A 13413-nucleotide genomic window follows, 5' to 3' on the forward strand; every position below is an offset into this window, starting at 1 on the left:
CCAGACGATGCGTACCGGATTGATTGCAAAAAAGCTGGGGATGACCCGGCTGTTTAAAGAAGACGGCACTCATGTGCCTGTGACGGTCCTGCACCTTGACGAAGTTCAGGTTGTGGATACCCGCACGAATGAGCGTGATGGCTATACAGCCGTTCAGCTCGGTCTTGGTAATGCCAAGGTGAAGAATGTCACCAAGGCAAATCGTGGCCACTTTGTCCGTACCAAGGTTGAGCCGAAGAAGCACCTCGTAGAGTTCCGCGTTGCGGAAGATGCTCTGCTTGAGGCCGGCGCAAAGCTCTCCGCTAACCATTTCGTGGTTGGGCAGAAAGTTGATGTCACGGGCCAGAGTAAGGGTAAAGGTTTTGCGGGTGTTATGAAGCGTCATAACTTCGCTGGCCTTGAAGCCTCTCACGGCGTTTCCATTAGCCACCGTTCTCATGGTTCTACGGGCCAGCGCCAGGATCCTGGCAAGGTCTTCAAGGGCAAGAAGATGGCAGGTCATATGGGTGACGAGCGTGTTACAACGCTGAACCTGGAAGTGGCAGCCGTGGATGAAGAGCGTAACCTGATTATGGTCAGGGGTGCGATTCCTGGTGCGAAGAATAGCCTTGTGCTGATTCGCGATGCAATCAAGAAGGCTCGCCACGCCGATGCGCCGTACCCGGCTGCAGTCGTAGCGGCCGCCGGTTGAGGACGAGGGGCATGGAATACGATATCAAGACCCTCGATAATGGCAGCGCTGGCTCGGTCGCGCTTCCAGAAGAGATTTTCGCGGTTTCTCCGCGTGCCGACATCATGGCGCGAGTTGTTCACTGGCAGCTGGCTAAGCGCCGCGCTGGCACGCATCGCACCAAAGGCATGGGTGAAGTTTCTGGTACGACGAAGAAGCCGTTCCGCCAGAAGGGCACCGGTTCTGCACGTCAGGGCTCGCTGCGTGCGCCGCAGTTCCGTACGGGTGGCGTTGTTCATGGTCCGGTTGTCCGTGACCACGGATACGATCTGCCAAAGAAGGTTCGTCGTCTCGGCCTGATTTCTGCGCTTTCGCAGAAGGCTGCTGCTGGCAAGCTGGTTGTGCTCGATACCGCCAATGGCGTGAGCAAGACCCGTGAAGCTGCTGCTAAGCTCAAGGTTCTCGGCTGGTCCTCCGCGTTGATCGTGGATGGTGCGGTTGATGAGCAGTTTGCTCGTGCGGTTGCGAACCTGCCGAAGATTGACGTCCTGCCGACCATCGGCGCGAACGTCTATGACATCCTCAACCACGATGTACTGGTTATTACCCGTGCGGGTCTTGAGGGTCTTAAGGAGCGTCTGGCATGACCATCTCTATCGTCATGAACGCACGTAAGACAGCTGAGAACATGTCTCAGGAAGCTCTTTACGATGTGGTCCGTTCGCCGCTGATCACGGAAAAGGCTACGCTTCTTTCGGAGCGTAATCAGGTTGTTTTCAAGGTCTCCACGACTGCAACCAAGCCGCAGATCAAGGCCGCTGTCGAAAAGCTCTTCAACGTTAAGGTTTCTGGCGTGAACACGCTGGTCCAGAAGGGTAAGACGAAGCGCGTCAAGGGTCGTCCTGGTCGCCGCTCTGACATCAAGAAGGCGTATGTACAGCTTGCAGAAGGTCAATCCATTGACCTTACAGCGAAGCTGGGCTGACGCGGGGTAATAACCATGGCACTAAAGCACTTTAATCCCACGACGCCGAGCACACGCGGCACCGTGCTGATTGATCGTAGCGAGCTCTGGAAGGGCAAGCCGGTCAAGCAGCTGACGGAAGGTAAGAACAAGTCTGGCGGTCGTAATAACCACGGCCGTACGACAGTTCGGTTCCGTGGCGGCGGGCACAAGCAGTCCTATCGTTACGTCGATTTCAAGCGTCGTAAGTTCGATGTGGGTGCAACGATTGAACGCCTTGAGTACGATCCAAATCGTACGGCGTTTATCGCGCTCATCAAGTACGATGACGGCGAGCTTGCTTACATTCTGGCTCCGCAGCGCATCAAGGTTGGCGATCGCGTCATCTCTGGCGCCCATACGGATGTGAAGCCGGGCAATGCGATGTCTCTCGGCGCTATGCCGGTTGGTACGATTGTTCACAACATTGAACTGAAGCCAGGTGCTGGCGGCAAGATGGCACGTTCCGCTGGAACGTATGCTCAGCTCGTTGGTAAAGATGCGGGCTACGCCCAGATCAAGCTTCAGTCTGGTGAACTACGTCTTGTTCGCGGCGAATGCATGGCAACGGTTGGTGCTGTCTCTAACCCAGACAACATGAACCAGCACATGGGTAAAGCTGGACGTTCCCGTTGGCTCGGACGTCGTCCGCATAACCGTGGCGTTGTCATGAACCCGGTTGATCACCCGCATGGTGGTGGTGAAGGTCGTACCTCTGGTGGCCGTCATCCGGTTACGCCATGGGGCGTTCCGACGAAGGGTTACAAGACGCGTGTTAACAAAAAGACGGATAGCTTGATCATCCGTCGCCGTAAGTCCGGCAAGTAAGAGGGGGCAAACAGAGATGGCACGTTCCGTCTGGAAGGGCCCGTTCGTTGACGGGTATCTGTTCGGCAAAGCAGAAGCAGCTCGTGCTTCTGGTCGTAACGAAGTGATCAAGATCTGGTCACGTCGTTCCACGATTCTGCCGCAGTTCGTCGGGCTTACGTTCGGCGTCTATAATGGTCACAAGTTCCTGCCTGTGCAGGTCACGGAGAACATGGTCGGTCATAAGTTCGGTGAATTCTCACCGACACGGACCTACACCGGTCATGGCTCTGACAAGAAGTCGAAGCGGGGCTGAAAATGAGCAAGCCGAAGCACATCCGCACGCTTGCTGATACGGAAGCGCAAGCAATTACGCGTAACATCCGTGTTAGCCCGCGTAAGCTGAACCTGGTTGCGGCAATGATCCGTAACCAGCCAGCTGACAAGGCTATTGCCGCTCTGACCTTCTCGCGTCGTCGTATCGCGCAGCAGGTTAAGAAGACTCTTGAGAGCGCCGTGGCCAACGCTGAGAACAATCATCAGCTGGACGTTGATCGTCTGGTTGTGAAGACGGCTGAAGTCGGCAAGTCCATCGTCATGAAGCGTTTTCACGCTCGTGGCCGTGGTCGTTCGGCTCGCGTTGAAAAGTTCTTCAGCCACCTGAAGATTGTTGTGGCCGAAGCTGCAGAAGCGTCGGAAACCAGCGAAGAGCAGAAGGCAGCTTGATCCATGGGACATAAGGTCAATCCAATCGGGCTTCGGCTCGGTGTTAACCGTACCTGGGATAGCCGCTGGTACGCAGGTGCAGACTATGCACGTCTTCTTCATGAAGACCTTAAGCTGCGTGCATTCCTGCGTCGTAAGCTGTCTGGTGCTGGCGTCTCTCGTGTTGTTATCGAGCGTCCGGCAAAGAAGCCCCGCGTAACGATCTACGCTGCCCGTCCGGGTGTCGTGATCGGTAAGAAGGGTCAGGACATTGATGCACTGCGTAAGGAACTGAGCCGTATGGCGAAGACCGACGTAGCGCTGAACATCGTTGAGATCCGTAAGCCGGAAATCGACGCAACTCTGGTTGCTGAAAACATTGCTCAGCAGCTTGAGCGTCGCGTTGCTTTCCGCCGCGCCATGAAGCGCGCAATCCAGTCTGCAATGCGTCTGGGCGCCCAGGGCATCCGTATTACTTGCAGCGGACGTCTGGGTGGTGCCGAAATCGCACGTGACGAGAAGTATCGTGAGGGACGTGTGCCGTTGCATACGCTCCGCGCTGATATTGACTATGGCACGGCGACGGCCAAGACGACTTATGGAACCTGCGGTGTGAAGGTCTGGATCTTCAAGGGTGAGATCCTGGCTCATGACCCCCTGGCACAAGACCGTCGTGCCGCGGAGCAGGCTCCGCAACGTTGAATTGTAGGCGAAAGCCTACAGTTCCATTGCTGGTGCTGATTGAGGATTTAACAACATGCTTTCCCCAAAGCGGACAAAGTTTCGTAAAGCTCACAAAGGCCGTATCCACGGCCTGGCGAAAAGCGGAACGCAGCTGAACTTCGGTGCATATGGTCTGAAGGCTCTTGAGCCAGAGCGGATCACGGCCCGTCAGATCGAAGCGTCCCGTCGTGCTATTACTCGTGCGATGAAGCGTGCCGGTCGCGTCTGGATTCGTATTTTTCCTGACCTTCCGGTCTCGACAAAGCCTGCAGAAGTGCGTATGGGCTCGGGCAAGGGTTCCCCAGAGTACTGGGCAGCTCGTGTCAAGCCAGGTCGCATCCTGTTTGAGATCGAAGGCGTTCCGCCGGAAGTCGCTCGCTTGGCACTGAGCCTGGGAGCTGCAAAGCTTCCGATCAAGACCAAGTTCGTTCAGCGTATCGGAGACGCGTAAGATGGCCGACACGTACAAGCCTACAGATCTGCGCGCGAAGAGCGAGGACGAGCTGAACGCTCTGCTCATCGATCTGAAGCGTGAACAGATCAATCACCGTTTTGCGGCTGCCACCGGGCAGTCGGAAAACACCAGCCGTGTTAAGGTCGTGCGTCGTGCTGTCGCGCGCATCAAGACACTGGCTCATCAATCGAAGAACCGTGCGGGCGCCCAAACGTCCGCCGCAAAGTCCTGAGAGGAGACGGACGATGCCAAGGCGCGTCCTGACAGGGCGAGTAACGAGCGACAAGATGGACAAGACGGTTACCGTTCTTGTTGATCGTCGTATCATGCACCCGCTCTATAAGAAATTCATCCGCCGCTCCAAAAAGTATGCGGCTCATGATGAAGCCAATGTCTGCCAAATTGGCGATCTGGTTCGCATTGAAGAATGTGCACCGATTTCCAAGCGCAAGACTTGGTCTGTCGTCGCACGCAACGGAGAGGACATGGCTTCGGCTTCCTCTTCCGTCAGCGCATAAGGGGGTAGGCACATGATTCATCCCGAGACCAACCTTGACGTCGCCGATAATTCCGGTGCGCGTCGGGTGCAGTGCATCAAGGTGCTGGGCGGCTCCAAGCGGAAGACTGCCTCGGTCGGCGACATCATTGTCGTATCCGTTAAGGAAGCCATTCCCCGCGGTAAGGTGAAGAAGGGTGACGTCCATCAGGCCGTTATCGTTCGTACGTCTTATCCGGTACGTCGTGCAGACGGATCTGCGATCCGTTTTGACAAAAATGCTGCTGTGCTGATTAACAAGCAGCAGGAGCCGATTGGCACGCGTATCTTTGGCCCGGTCGTTCGTGAACTGCGTGCTCGCAAGTTCATGAAGATTATCTCCCTGGCGCCGGAGGTGCTGTAATGGCTGCACGTATTAAAAAAGGCGATCAGGTCCTCGTTCTTTCCGGCAAGTCCCGGGGTGTTCGTGGCGAAGTCCTTTCAGTGATGCCAAAGGCTGAGAAAGCTGTCGTTCGCGGCGTAGCTATCGCTAAGCGTCACACGAAGCCCAACCGCGCAGGTGGCGAAGGTGGTATTATCGAGCAGGAAATGCCGATCCATCTGTCCAACCTAAAGCTGGTTGATCCCAAGAGCGGTAAGCCGACACGCGTTGGTTTTCGGGTTCTTGAAGACGGTCGCAAAGTTCGTGTTGCTAAGGCAACCGGCGAAGTGATCGAAGGCTGAGGAACGCAAAAATGAGCGATAACAACACCGCTTTGCCGCGTATGCAGCAGCGCTACGAAGAAATTCTTCGTAAGCAGCTTCTTGAGCAGTTCGGCTACGCAAACCCGATGCAGGTTCCTAAGCTCGAGAAGATCGTGCTGAACATGGGCGTCGGTGAAGCCGCTGGCGACCAGAAGAAGCTGGATGCAGCAGTTGCTGAAATGGCAGCGATCTCCGGTCAAAAGCCGGTTAAGACGCTGGCACGCAAGGCTATTGCTGGCTTCAAGATTCGTGAAGGTCTTCCGATCGGTTGTAAGGTTACTCTGCGTCGTCAGCGTATGTATGAGTTCCTCGACCGTCTCGTGACGATCGCAATGCCTCGCATTCGTGATTTCCGTGGTCTTCCGGCAAACAAAGGCTTTGATGGTCGTGGCAACTTCGCCATGGGCATCAAGGAACAGATTGTTTTCCCGGAAATCGAATATGACAAGATCGATGCCGTTCGCGGTATGGACATCATCTTCGTGACCACTGCAAAGACCGATGCCGAAGCAAAGGCTCTGCTGAAGGCCTTCGATCTGCCGTTTGCAGGTTGATCAGGTAATTTTTCAGACCGATCGCGACTAAAAATAAGGATTCGGCCTTCCATTGGAAGGCCGCTTTCCTTTATAGACACGCAGATTGGAAAACCGTCGGGATAGGCCTGACAGGTTCCGGGAGAAAATTCGAGATGGCGAAGATCTCAGCGGTTAACCGTAATAACCATCGCGCAGCTCTTGCGAAGCGCGATAAGGAAAAGCGGACCGCTCTTAAAAACATCATCAAGGATCGTTCCCTTTCGGTTGAAGACCGATTTGAAGCGACTCTTAAGCTGGCACAGATGCCACGTAACGGATCTGCAACGCGCGTCCGTCTTCGTTGCAAGCTGACCGGTCGTCCCCGTGCTAACTACCGTAAGTTCGAGCTTTGCCGTATCGCTCTGCGTGATCTTGCGTCCGCCGGCCAGATTCCTGGCATGGTCAAGTCGAGCTGGTAAGGGATAGATCGAATGTCGTTGTCTGATCCACTGGGTGATATGCTTACCCGGATCCGTAATGCTCAGCGTGCTCGTCATGCTGCCTGCGTTGCGCCCGCTTCCAAGCTTCGCACGAACGTGCTTGAGGCTCTGAAGCGTGAAGGTTACATCCGTGGTTTTTCCACGGAAGAAGTCCGTAAGGGCGTATCGCAGCTCCGTATTGAGCTGAAGTACGTTGAAGGGCAGCCGGTCATTAAGGAAATCCATAGGGTCTCCAAGCCTGGCCGTCGTGTCTATTCGAAGATCAAGGAACTTCCGCGCGTTTATGCCGGCCTTGGTGTGTCGATCCTGTCCACCCCGCGTGGCGTCCTTTCGGACGTCGAGGCCCGCGCTGCCAATGTTGGCGGCGAGGTTCTCTGCCGCGTCTTCTGAGGAGGGTCGCATGTCTCGCGTAGGTAAATATCCCGTAGAAGTTCCGGCAGGTGTGCAGGTCGCAGTTGCCAATGGTGTCTTCACGGCCAAAGGCAAGCTTGGTGAACTGAGCTTCCCGGTTTCTCGTCACGTGGACGTAAAAATCGAAGACAACTCAGTTGCAGTTGCTCCGATTGGTCGTCGCTCCCGTGAAAACTGGACGATGTGGGGAACGACGCGCGCTCTGATCGCAAATATGGTCAAGGGTGTGTCTGTTGGTTTCACCAAGGGTCTTGAAATTCAGGGTACGGGTTTCCGTGCTGCTGTTCAGGGCTCCAATCTGGTGATGAACCTCGGCTTCTCGCACGATGTCGTTTATCCGATTCCGGCCGGTATCAAGATCACCACACCGCGTCCGACCGCTATTGTTGTTGAAGGTAACGACAAACAGCGCGTTGGTCAGGTCGCTCTCGATATTCGCAGCTTCCGCAAGCCTGAGCCATACAAGGGCAAGGGCGTTCGTTATGACACGGAAGTTCTGCGTCGCAAGGAAGGTAAGAAGAAGTAATGGCATCGCAGCAAGGATTGCAGGAACGCCGCCGTCAGCGGCTGCGTTTCCAGCTTCGTCGCAAGAGCGGCGGCCGGCCGCGTTTGTCGGTCTTCCGTTCCAGCAAGCACATTCACGCCCAGATCATCGACGATGCACAGGGTCGTACGCTCGCCAGCGCTTCTACGCTGGAAAAAGAGTTGCGCGACAATGGCAACACCGGTGCCAACGTGGACGCAGCTTCTGCGATCGGTAAGCTGATTGCGGAACGTGGCCTGGCAGCTGGCGTGACGGCCGTCGTGTTTGATCGCGGCGCTTATGTCTATCATGGCCGGGTCAAGGCCCTGGCAGAGGCTGCCCGTGAGGGCGGACTCTCGTTCTAAGGAGGATCACACATGGCACGTGAGCCAAGAGAAGGCGGCCGTGGTGGTCGTGAGCGCGAGCAGGGCGACGATCTGGTCGACAAGCTCGTAACCATCAATCGTGTTGCCAAGGTTGTTAAGGGTGGCCGTCGCTTTGCTTTCGCAGCGCTGGTTGTCGTTGGCGATCAGAAGGGACGCGTTGGTTACGGTGCGGGTAAAGCTCGTGAAGTGCCCGAAGCCATCCGTAAGGCTACCGAGCGCGCCAAGCGTACAATGATCCGCGTACCAATGAAGGAGGGTCGTACCCTTCATCATGATACGTCAGGTCACTACGGCGCTGGTAAGGTTGTTGTTCGTGCGGCTGAAGCTGGTACGGGTATCATCGCTGGTGGTCCGATGCGTGCGGTTTTCGAGAGCCTAGGTGTTAACGACGTTGTCGCTAAGAGCCTTGGAACGCGTAACCCGCACAACATGATCAAGGCTACGTTCGCTGCTCTTGAAAAGGCAAGCAGCCCTCGCAACGTCGCTTCGCGTCGTGGCAAGAAGGCCGCTGAGCTTTTCGGTAAGCGCGAGCAGGCTCAGACTGAGGAGACTGCAAATGTCTGAAAACGGTAAGACCGTTCAGGTAAAGCAGATTGCTTCTGTCATTGGTCGCAAACCGGGCCAGGCTGAGACCATTGTTGGTCTTGGTCTGCGCGGTATCGGTTCCACCCGTACGCTGGAAGATACTCCGGCTGTGCGTGGGATGATCCGCAAGGTTGCCCACCTCATCCAGGTGGAGGGTTGAAATGAACCTTAACGAACTGCGCGATAACGAGGGCTCTCGGTATCGCAAGAAGCGCCTAGGACGTGGCATTGGTTCCGGTAAGGGTAAGACCTCCGGACGCGGTGTTAAGGGTCAGAAGGCTCGTGAAGGCGTCTCGCTGAATGGCTTTGAAGGTGGTCAGCTTCCGCTGTATCGCCGTATGCCTAAGCGTGGCTTCGTGAACATCTTCCGCAAGGAATATGCTCCGGTAAACCTTGGCGCGATTTCCAAGGCTATCGAAGCAGGTAAGCTGGATAAGTCGGCTCCTGTCACGGAAGCAACACTTCGCGCTGCTGGGCTTGTCAATGGCAAGACCCATGGTGTTCGTCTTCTTGCGAAGGGTGAACTTTCGCATGGCGTAACCATCGAAGTTGACGGCGCTTCCGCAGCAGCTCTTGCTGCTGTTGAGAAGGCTGGTGGCTCCGTTAAGGTGCTTGCACCGAAGAAGGAAGTTCAGGCTGAAGCCTGAGTTCTCCTCTCCCAGATTTATCTGGGGTATGGTTAGATAGTGAACAGCGTCCCGTGCAGATGTGCGGCGACGCTGTTTTCATGAAAGGACAGGTGGATGGCTTCCGCAGCAGAGCAGCTCGCCGCCAATCTCAATATGAGTTCCTTTGCCAAGGCGACTGAACTCAAGAAGCGTATCTGGTTTACGCTTTTGGCCCTCATCGTTTATCGCCTCGGAACATACATTCCTGTTCCTGGTGTTGATGCGACAGTCATGGGTCAGCTGCTGGCACAGCATCAGGGTGGCATTCTGGGCATGTTCGACATGTTCACGGGTGGTGCTCTCGGACGCATGACTGTGTTCGCCCTGAACATCATGCCGTACATCAGTGCATCGATTATCATTCAGCTTCTTTCAACTGCTCTTCCGTCTATGGAGGCAATGAAGAAAGAGGGTGAGGCGGGGCGCAAAAAGCTTAACCAGTATACCCGTTACCTCACTGTTTTCATCGCACTCTTCCAAGCGTACGGCATCGCTGTTGGGCTGGAGAACATGACGTCTCATGGCGCGAGCGCTGTGGTGATGCCGGGTGTCTTCTTTCTCGCGTCGTGTGTCGTGACGCTGGTCGGTGGCACGATGTTCTTGATGTGGCTTGGCGAGCAGATCACATCACGGGGTGTCGGTAACGGTATTTCACTGATTATTTTCGCGGGTATTGTCGCCAATTTGCCTCATGCGCTGGCCAGCCTTTTTGAACTGGGCCGCACCGGGGCATTGTCTCCGATTTTCGTGATGATCTTTTTGGTTATGGCGATCGCTGTCATTGCCTTTATCGTCTTCATGGAGCAGGCACAGCGTCGTGTTGTGATCCAGTATCCGAAGCGTCAGATTGGCAATCGCATGTTCGGCGGTGATTCCACGCATATGCCGTTGAAGGTAAACACGGCGGGTGTAATCCCTCCCATTTTTGCTTCTTCCGTATTGCTGATTCCTGTGACGATTTCAGGATTCATGAACGGGCATAATATGCCGGGCTGGCTTTCCGTTCTTGGGCAGCAGCTTGGTCAGGGACAGCCTCTTTATATGCTGTTCTATGCCGCAATGATTCTGTTTTTCTCGTACTTCTACGCTGCTGTGACATTCAATCCTGAAGAAACGGCTGAAAATCTGCGTAAGCAGGGCGGCTTTATTCCGGGTATTCGTCCGGGAGCAAGCACCGCGTCATATTTCGATCGGATTCTGTCGAGGCTGACCACGATCGGTGCTCTGTATCTGGTCGTTGTCTGTCTCCTGCCGCAGATTTTGATCAGCAAGTACAACGTGCCATTTTATTTTGGCGGTACGAGCCTCATCATTATTGTGTCGGTCACAATCGATACCGTGACGCAGGTCCAGTCTCATCTTGTTGCCCACCAGTATCAGGGGCTGATCCGCAAGCAGCGTAGCCGTGGTTCCAGGAATGGCATTTCGGGAGGAAATAAGCGTCGATGAATATCATTCTTCTTGGCCCTCCCGGGGCAGGCAAGGGGACGCAGGCGAAACGTCTTGAGCAGCTTTATGGGCTAAAGCAGATCTCGACTGGAGATATGCTGCGGGCGGAAGTCGCTGCGGGAACGCCAATCGGCAAGGAAGCAAAAGCCATTATGGAGAAAGGGGAGTTTCTTCCTGATCCGATAATGGTGAAGATGATCCAGGGACGGATTGCCCAGCCAGATTGTGCTCAAGGGTTCATTCTGGATGGTTTCCCAAGAACGGAAAGCCAGGCGGAAGCACTTGATGCCATGTTGGGCACCGACGGATTGAAGATTGACGCCGTCATTCTTCTGGATGTCGCCGAAGATCAGCTTGTCGAGCGTATTGCCAGTCGTACTGCGGAAGATGGTACACGTCGGCCAGATGACAATCCTGAGGTCGTGAGGTCTCGCCTTGATATTTATCGCCGCCAGACTGCACCCATCCTTCCCTATTATGAGAAGGCTGGTCGTCTGAAACATGTTGACGGCATGCGTGGCGTTGACGAAGTGGGCGGGGAGATTGACGCGCTCATTGGAAAGACCGCAAAAAATTGAAGAAATGAGGAAGATCACGAAGAAGTGATCATTCTCATTTGACTCAAGGGGGGTGCCCGGTATATTGCGCGCCCTCGACATATCTGCAGCGTAGAGGTGGCCTGTGTTCCGGAATCGGACTGGGAGCTGACATGCCTGCGATGCAATCGATCCGGTTTCGACCGGACATGAAACAGGCTGACGCGGTCAATTGATCGCGTCGATGGGAGAATTGGCGTGGCACGTATTGCCGGCGTAAACATTCCGACCAACAAGCGGGTGGTCATCAGCCTGCGCTATGTCTACGGCATTGGCCCGTCGACCGCGCAGGCAATCTGCAGCAAGCTCGGTATCCCCGATGCAAAGCGCGTTAACGAACTGTCTGACGATGAGATCGTAAAGATCCGTGAGCTGATCGATGGCGAATTCCGCGTCGAAGGTGATCTGCGTCGTGAGACGGCCATGAACATCAAGCGTCTGATGGATCTGGGCTGCTACCGCGGTCTGCGTCATCGTCGCGGCCTCCCGGTCCGCGGTCAGCGTACGCACACGAATGCACGTACCCGTAAGGGTAAGGCAGTGGCGATTGCTGGCAAGAAGAAGGTCACGCGCTAATTCGCGCCTGACTGCTTCACTCTGACGCTTCTCGCTAACTTTTAGGACGACCTCTATTATGGCTAAGGCCGCAGCACCGCGCATTCGTAAGAAAGAGCGCAAGAATATTATCTCTGGCGTTGCACACGTGCTTTCCACGTTCAACAACACCATGATCACGATCTCCGACGCGCAGGGTAATGCAATTGCATGGTCCTCCTCGGGCGCACAGGGCTTCAAGGGCTCGCGTAAGTCTACACCGTATGCTGCACAGGTTGCTGCAGAAGACGCAGGCCGCAAGGCTCGCGAGCACGGTATGGAAACGCTTGAGATCGAAGTGTCCGGTCCGGGTTCGGGGCGTGAAAGTGCTCTTCGTGCGCTGCAGGCTGTTGGCTTCACCATTACGTCCATCCGTGACATGACGCCGGTGCCCCATAATGGCTGCCGTCCGCGCAAGCGTCGTCGCGTTTGAGTGATGCCATGCCGTACATTCGTGAGGATGTACGGCATGTGTAGTGATTGCATCTCCCTCCGCACGATTTGTGCGGGCCAGGTGCCGCCAATTTTTGTTGGCGGGCTTCGTTGTTTGAAAGGCCACGACCTTGGTTCTCCAGAAAAACTGGCAGTCCCTCATCAAGCCGGAGAAGCTTGAAGTCGAGCCCGGCCCGGTTGCCTCGCGCATCGCCACAGTCGTGGCGGAGCCGCTGGAGCGCGGTTTCGGTATGACGCTCGGTAATGCGCTGCGTCGTATTCTTCTGTCCTCACTTCAGGGCGCTGCAGTAACTGCCATTCAGATTGATGGCGTGCTGCATGAGTTCTCTGCTGTACCTGGCGTGCGTGAAGACGTAACGGACATCGTCCTGAACGTTAAGCAGCTTGCTCTGCGTATGCACAGTGAGGGGCCGAAGCGCATGATTCTCACGGCGACTGGTCCGGGAGAAGTAAAGGCAGGGCAGATTCAGGCCGGGCATGATATTGAAATCATGAACCCTGATCTTGTGATCTGCACTCTTGATGATGGTGTGAAGCTCGGAATGGAGTTCACCGTCAACATGGGCAAGGGTTACGTTGCTGCTGTTGCAAACCGTCCGGAAGATGCTCCGATTGGTATGATCCCGATCGATGCAATCTACTCACCGGTTCGCCGCGTGTCTTACAAGGTCGAGCAGACCCGCGTTGGTCAGGTCACTGACTACGATAAGCTGCTGCTGACGGTTGAGACGAACGGTGCTGTAACGCCGGAAGACAGTCTGGCTCTTGCTGCGCGTATTCTTCAGGATCAGCTCCAGCTGTTCATCAACTTTGATGAGCCGCGTCCGGTCCAGCATGAAGAGCCGCAGGACGACCTGCCGTTCAACCGCAATCTTCTTCGCAAGGTTGACGAACTCGAGCTTTCGGTGCGTAGCGCCAACTGCCTCAAGAACGACAACATTGTTTACATTGGCGATCTGGTGCAGAAGTCCGAACAGGAAATGCTCCGTACGCCAAACTTCGGGCGTAAATCGCTCAACGAGATCAAGGAAGTTCTCACCGGTATGGGGCTGTCGCTCGGCATGAGCGTCCCGGCCTGGCCGCCCGAGAACATCGAGGATCTGGCCAAGCGTCTCGATGAGACGTTTTGAG

25 protein-coding genes are annotated in these 13413 nt (G+C 55.4%); all 25 read left to right on the forward strand.

Translation table 11 applies throughout. The features are described from left to right. Nucleotides 1-7: 7 nt before the first annotated feature. The 25 genes from rplC to KP702_RS09530 all read left to right on the forward strand — a co-directional run bounded on the left by rplC (nt 8) and on the right by KP702_RS09530 (nt 13412). Nucleotides 8-691, forward strand: a complete 684-nt coding sequence (gene rplC, locus KP702_RS09410) for a 50S ribosomal protein L3 (protein WP_215768819.1) — start codon at nt 8-10, stop codon at nt 689-691. 11 nt (nt 692-702) lie between these two features. Further along, the gene (rplD, locus tag KP702_RS09415; RefSeq protein WP_046901178.1) at nt 703-1317 is read left to right on the forward strand and encodes a 50S ribosomal protein L4; all 615 of its coding nucleotides are present in this window, start codon (nt 703-705) and stop codon (nt 1315-1317) included. Nucleotides 1318-1358: 41 nt separating this feature from the next. After that, nucleotides 1359-1655 carry a 50S ribosomal protein L23 gene (locus KP702_RS09420; RefSeq protein ID WP_174694852.1) on the forward strand — a complete coding sequence of 99 codons (297 nt, stop codon included), beginning with the start codon at nt 1359-1361 and terminating at the stop codon, nt 1653-1655. A gap of 15 nt (nt 1656-1670) precedes the next feature. Continuing rightward, complete coding sequence (gene rplB / locus KP702_RS09425; RefSeq protein WP_046901180.1) at nt 1671-2501, forward strand: 50S ribosomal protein L2; 831 nt, start codon at nt 1671-1673, stop codon at nt 2499-2501. A 16-nt stretch (nt 2502-2517) separates the two neighbouring features. Continuing rightward, the gene (gene rpsS / locus KP702_RS09430) at nt 2518-2796 is read left to right on the forward strand and encodes a 30S ribosomal protein S19 (protein WP_007282725.1); all 279 of its coding nucleotides are present in this window, start codon (nt 2518-2520) and stop codon (nt 2794-2796) included. A gap of 2 nt (nt 2797-2798) precedes the next feature. After that, nucleotides 2799-3206: a 50S ribosomal protein L22 gene (gene rplV, locus KP702_RS09435; RefSeq protein ID WP_046901181.1), complete on the forward strand. Its 408-nt coding sequence runs from the start codon at nt 2799-2801 to the stop codon at nt 3204-3206. Nucleotides 3207-3209: 3 nt separating this feature from the next. Then, on the forward strand, nt 3210-3887 hold the full coding sequence (rpsC, locus tag KP702_RS09440; protein WP_046901182.1) for a 30S ribosomal protein S3: 678 nt from the start codon (nt 3210-3212) through the stop codon (nt 3885-3887). 55 nt (nt 3888-3942) lie between these two features. Then, nucleotides 3943-4359: a 50S ribosomal protein L16 gene (rplP, locus tag KP702_RS09445; RefSeq protein ID WP_007282728.1), complete on the forward strand. Its 417-nt coding sequence runs from the start codon at nt 3943-3945 to the stop codon at nt 4357-4359. A 1-nt stretch (nt 4360) separates the two neighbouring features. Next, nucleotides 4361-4594, forward strand: coding sequence for a 50S ribosomal protein L29 (rpmC, locus tag KP702_RS09450; protein ID WP_252347459.1), 234 nt, complete (start codon nt 4361-4363; stop codon nt 4592-4594). A gap of 13 nt (nt 4595-4607) precedes the next feature. Then, nucleotides 4608-4880 (forward strand): 30S ribosomal protein S17, encoded by a 273-nt coding sequence (gene rpsQ / locus KP702_RS09455; RefSeq protein ID WP_010502113.1) that lies wholly within the window; start codon nt 4608-4610, stop codon nt 4878-4880. 12 nt (nt 4881-4892) lie between these two features. Continuing rightward, nucleotides 4893-5261 (forward strand): 50S ribosomal protein L14, encoded by a 369-nt coding sequence (gene rplN, locus KP702_RS09460; protein ID WP_007282731.1) that lies wholly within the window; start codon nt 4893-4895, stop codon nt 5259-5261. Further along, nucleotides 5261-5581: a 50S ribosomal protein L24 gene (rplX, locus tag KP702_RS09465; protein WP_046901183.1), complete on the forward strand. Its 321-nt coding sequence runs from the start codon at nt 5261-5263 to the stop codon at nt 5579-5581. Before rplN ends, rplX begins: the two co-directional genes overlap by 1 nt. A gap of 11 nt (nt 5582-5592) precedes the next feature. Continuing rightward, nucleotides 5593-6156, forward strand: a complete 564-nt coding sequence (gene rplE / locus KP702_RS09470) for a 50S ribosomal protein L5 (protein ID WP_046901184.1) — start codon at nt 5593-5595, stop codon at nt 6154-6156. A 134-nt stretch (nt 6157-6290) separates the two neighbouring features. Continuing rightward, the gene (gene rpsN, locus KP702_RS09475; RefSeq protein WP_007282734.1) at nt 6291-6596 is read left to right on the forward strand and encodes a 30S ribosomal protein S14; all 306 of its coding nucleotides are present in this window, start codon (nt 6291-6293) and stop codon (nt 6594-6596) included. Between the two features lie 12 nt (nt 6597-6608). Continuing rightward, complete coding sequence (gene rpsH, locus KP702_RS09480) at nt 6609-7007, forward strand: 30S ribosomal protein S8 (protein ID WP_010502111.1); 399 nt, start codon at nt 6609-6611, stop codon at nt 7005-7007. Between the two features lie 10 nt (nt 7008-7017). Continuing rightward, nucleotides 7018-7554 carry a 50S ribosomal protein L6 gene (gene rplF, locus KP702_RS09485; protein ID WP_046901185.1) on the forward strand — a complete coding sequence of 179 codons (537 nt, stop codon included), beginning with the start codon at nt 7018-7020 and terminating at the stop codon, nt 7552-7554. Then, nucleotides 7554-7916: a 50S ribosomal protein L18 gene (gene rplR / locus KP702_RS09490; protein ID WP_046901186.1), complete on the forward strand. Its 363-nt coding sequence runs from the start codon at nt 7554-7556 to the stop codon at nt 7914-7916. Before rplF ends, rplR begins: the two co-directional genes overlap by 1 nt. A gap of 12 nt (nt 7917-7928) precedes the next feature. Continuing rightward, nucleotides 7929-8501 carry a 30S ribosomal protein S5 gene (gene rpsE, locus KP702_RS09495; protein ID WP_046901187.1) on the forward strand — a complete coding sequence of 191 codons (573 nt, stop codon included), beginning with the start codon at nt 7929-7931 and terminating at the stop codon, nt 8499-8501. Next, the gene (rpmD, locus tag KP702_RS09500; protein ID WP_203547652.1) at nt 8494-8682 is read left to right on the forward strand and encodes a 50S ribosomal protein L30; all 189 of its coding nucleotides are present in this window, start codon (nt 8494-8496) and stop codon (nt 8680-8682) included. Before rpsE ends, rpmD begins: the two co-directional genes overlap by 8 nt. Nucleotide 8683: 1 nt before the next feature. After that, nucleotides 8684-9169 carry a 50S ribosomal protein L15 gene (rplO, locus tag KP702_RS09505; protein ID WP_046901189.1) on the forward strand — a complete coding sequence of 162 codons (486 nt, stop codon included), beginning with the start codon at nt 8684-8686 and terminating at the stop codon, nt 9167-9169. Between the two features lie 96 nt (nt 9170-9265). Further along, nucleotides 9266-10639 (forward strand): preprotein translocase subunit SecY, encoded by a 1374-nt coding sequence (secY, locus tag KP702_RS09510; protein WP_202207713.1) that lies wholly within the window; start codon nt 9266-9268, stop codon nt 10637-10639. Then, nucleotides 10636-11217, forward strand: coding sequence for an adenylate kinase (locus KP702_RS09515; protein ID WP_202207712.1), 582 nt, complete (start codon nt 10636-10638; stop codon nt 11215-11217). The genes secY and KP702_RS09515 overlap by 4 nt, the downstream gene beginning before the upstream one ends. 216 nt (nt 11218-11433) lie before the next feature. Continuing rightward, nucleotides 11434-11811, forward strand: coding sequence for a 30S ribosomal protein S13 (rpsM, locus tag KP702_RS09520; RefSeq protein WP_202207711.1), 378 nt, complete (start codon nt 11434-11436; stop codon nt 11809-11811). 58 nt (nt 11812-11869) lie between these two features. Then, on the forward strand, nt 11870-12262 hold the full coding sequence (gene rpsK, locus KP702_RS09525; protein WP_007282744.1) for a 30S ribosomal protein S11: 393 nt from the start codon (nt 11870-11872) through the stop codon (nt 12260-12262). A 130-nt stretch (nt 12263-12392) separates the two neighbouring features. After that, nucleotides 12393-13412, forward strand: coding sequence for a DNA-directed RNA polymerase subunit alpha (locus tag KP702_RS09530; protein ID WP_202207710.1), 1020 nt, complete (start codon nt 12393-12395; stop codon nt 13410-13412). Nucleotide 13413 lies beyond the last annotated feature (1 nt).

It is taken from the genome of Gluconobacter sp. P5B12 (assembly GCF_018812035.1).
Lineage (GTDB): Bacteria > Pseudomonadota > Alphaproteobacteria > Acetobacterales > Acetobacteraceae > Gluconobacter.

Excerpts from the sequence above, each read along its gene's own strand:
- rpmD (WP_203547652.1), top strand. The coding sequence starts at position 8,494 with ATGTCTGAAAACGGTAAGACCGTTCAGGTAAAGCAGATTGCTTCTGTC.
- rplF (WP_046901185.1), top strand. The coding sequence starts at position 7,018 with ATGTCTCGCGTAGGTAAATATCCCGTAGAAGTTCCGGCAGGTGTGCAG.
- rpsK (WP_007282744.1), top strand. The coding sequence starts at position 11,870 with ATGGCTAAGGCCGCAGCACCGCGCATTCGTAAGAAAGAGCGCAAGAAT.
- rplX (WP_046901183.1), top strand. The coding sequence starts at position 5,261 with ATGGCTGCACGTATTAAAAAAGGCGATCAGGTCCTCGTTCTTTCCGGC.
- rpsS (WP_007282725.1), top strand. The coding sequence starts at position 2,518 with ATGGCACGTTCCGTCTGGAAGGGCCCGTTCGTTGACGGGTATCTGTTC.
- KP702_RS09420 (WP_174694852.1), top strand. The coding sequence starts at position 1,359 with ATGTCTCAGGAAGCTCTTTACGATGTGGTCCGTTCGCCGCTGATCACG.
- rplV (WP_046901181.1), top strand. The coding sequence starts at position 2,799 with ATGAGCAAGCCGAAGCACATCCGCACGCTTGCTGATACGGAAGCGCAA.
- KP702_RS09515 (WP_202207712.1), top strand. The coding sequence starts at position 10,636 with ATGAATATCATTCTTCTTGGCCCTCCCGGGGCAGGCAAGGGGACGCAG.
- rplE (WP_046901184.1), top strand. The coding sequence starts at position 5,593 with ATGAGCGATAACAACACCGCTTTGCCGCGTATGCAGCAGCGCTACGAA.
- rplR (WP_046901186.1), top strand. The coding sequence starts at position 7,554 with ATGGCATCGCAGCAAGGATTGCAGGAACGCCGCCGTCAGCGGCTGCGT.
- rpsQ (WP_010502113.1), top strand. The coding sequence starts at position 4,608 with ATGCCAAGGCGCGTCCTGACAGGGCGAGTAACGAGCGACAAGATGGAC.
- rplB (WP_046901180.1), top strand. The coding sequence starts at position 1,671 with ATGGCACTAAAGCACTTTAATCCCACGACGCCGAGCACACGCGGCACC.
- rplO (WP_046901189.1), top strand. The coding sequence starts at position 8,684 with ATGAACCTTAACGAACTGCGCGATAACGAGGGCTCTCGGTATCGCAAG.
- rplN (WP_007282731.1), top strand. The coding sequence starts at position 4,893 with ATGATTCATCCCGAGACCAACCTTGACGTCGCCGATAATTCCGGTGCG.
- rplC (WP_215768819.1), top strand. The coding sequence starts at position 8 with ATGCGTACCGGATTGATTGCAAAAAAGCTGGGGATGACCCGGCTGTTT.
- rpsE (WP_046901187.1), top strand. The coding sequence starts at position 7,929 with ATGGCACGTGAGCCAAGAGAAGGCGGCCGTGGTGGTCGTGAGCGCGAG.
- rplP (WP_007282728.1), top strand. The coding sequence starts at position 3,943 with ATGCTTTCCCCAAAGCGGACAAAGTTTCGTAAAGCTCACAAAGGCCGT.
- rpsH (WP_010502111.1), top strand. The coding sequence starts at position 6,609 with ATGTCGTTGTCTGATCCACTGGGTGATATGCTTACCCGGATCCGTAAT.
- rpsN (WP_007282734.1), top strand. The coding sequence starts at position 6,291 with ATGGCGAAGATCTCAGCGGTTAACCGTAATAACCATCGCGCAGCTCTT.
- rplD (WP_046901178.1), top strand. The coding sequence starts at position 703 with ATGGAATACGATATCAAGACCCTCGATAATGGCAGCGCTGGCTCGGTC.
- rpmC (WP_252347459.1), top strand. The coding sequence starts at position 4,361 with ATGGCCGACACGTACAAGCCTACAGATCTGCGCGCGAAGAGCGAGGAC.
- rpsC (WP_046901182.1), top strand. The coding sequence starts at position 3,210 with ATGGGACATAAGGTCAATCCAATCGGGCTTCGGCTCGGTGTTAACCGT.
- secY (WP_202207713.1), top strand. The coding sequence starts at position 9,266 with ATGGCTTCCGCAGCAGAGCAGCTCGCCGCCAATCTCAATATGAGTTCC.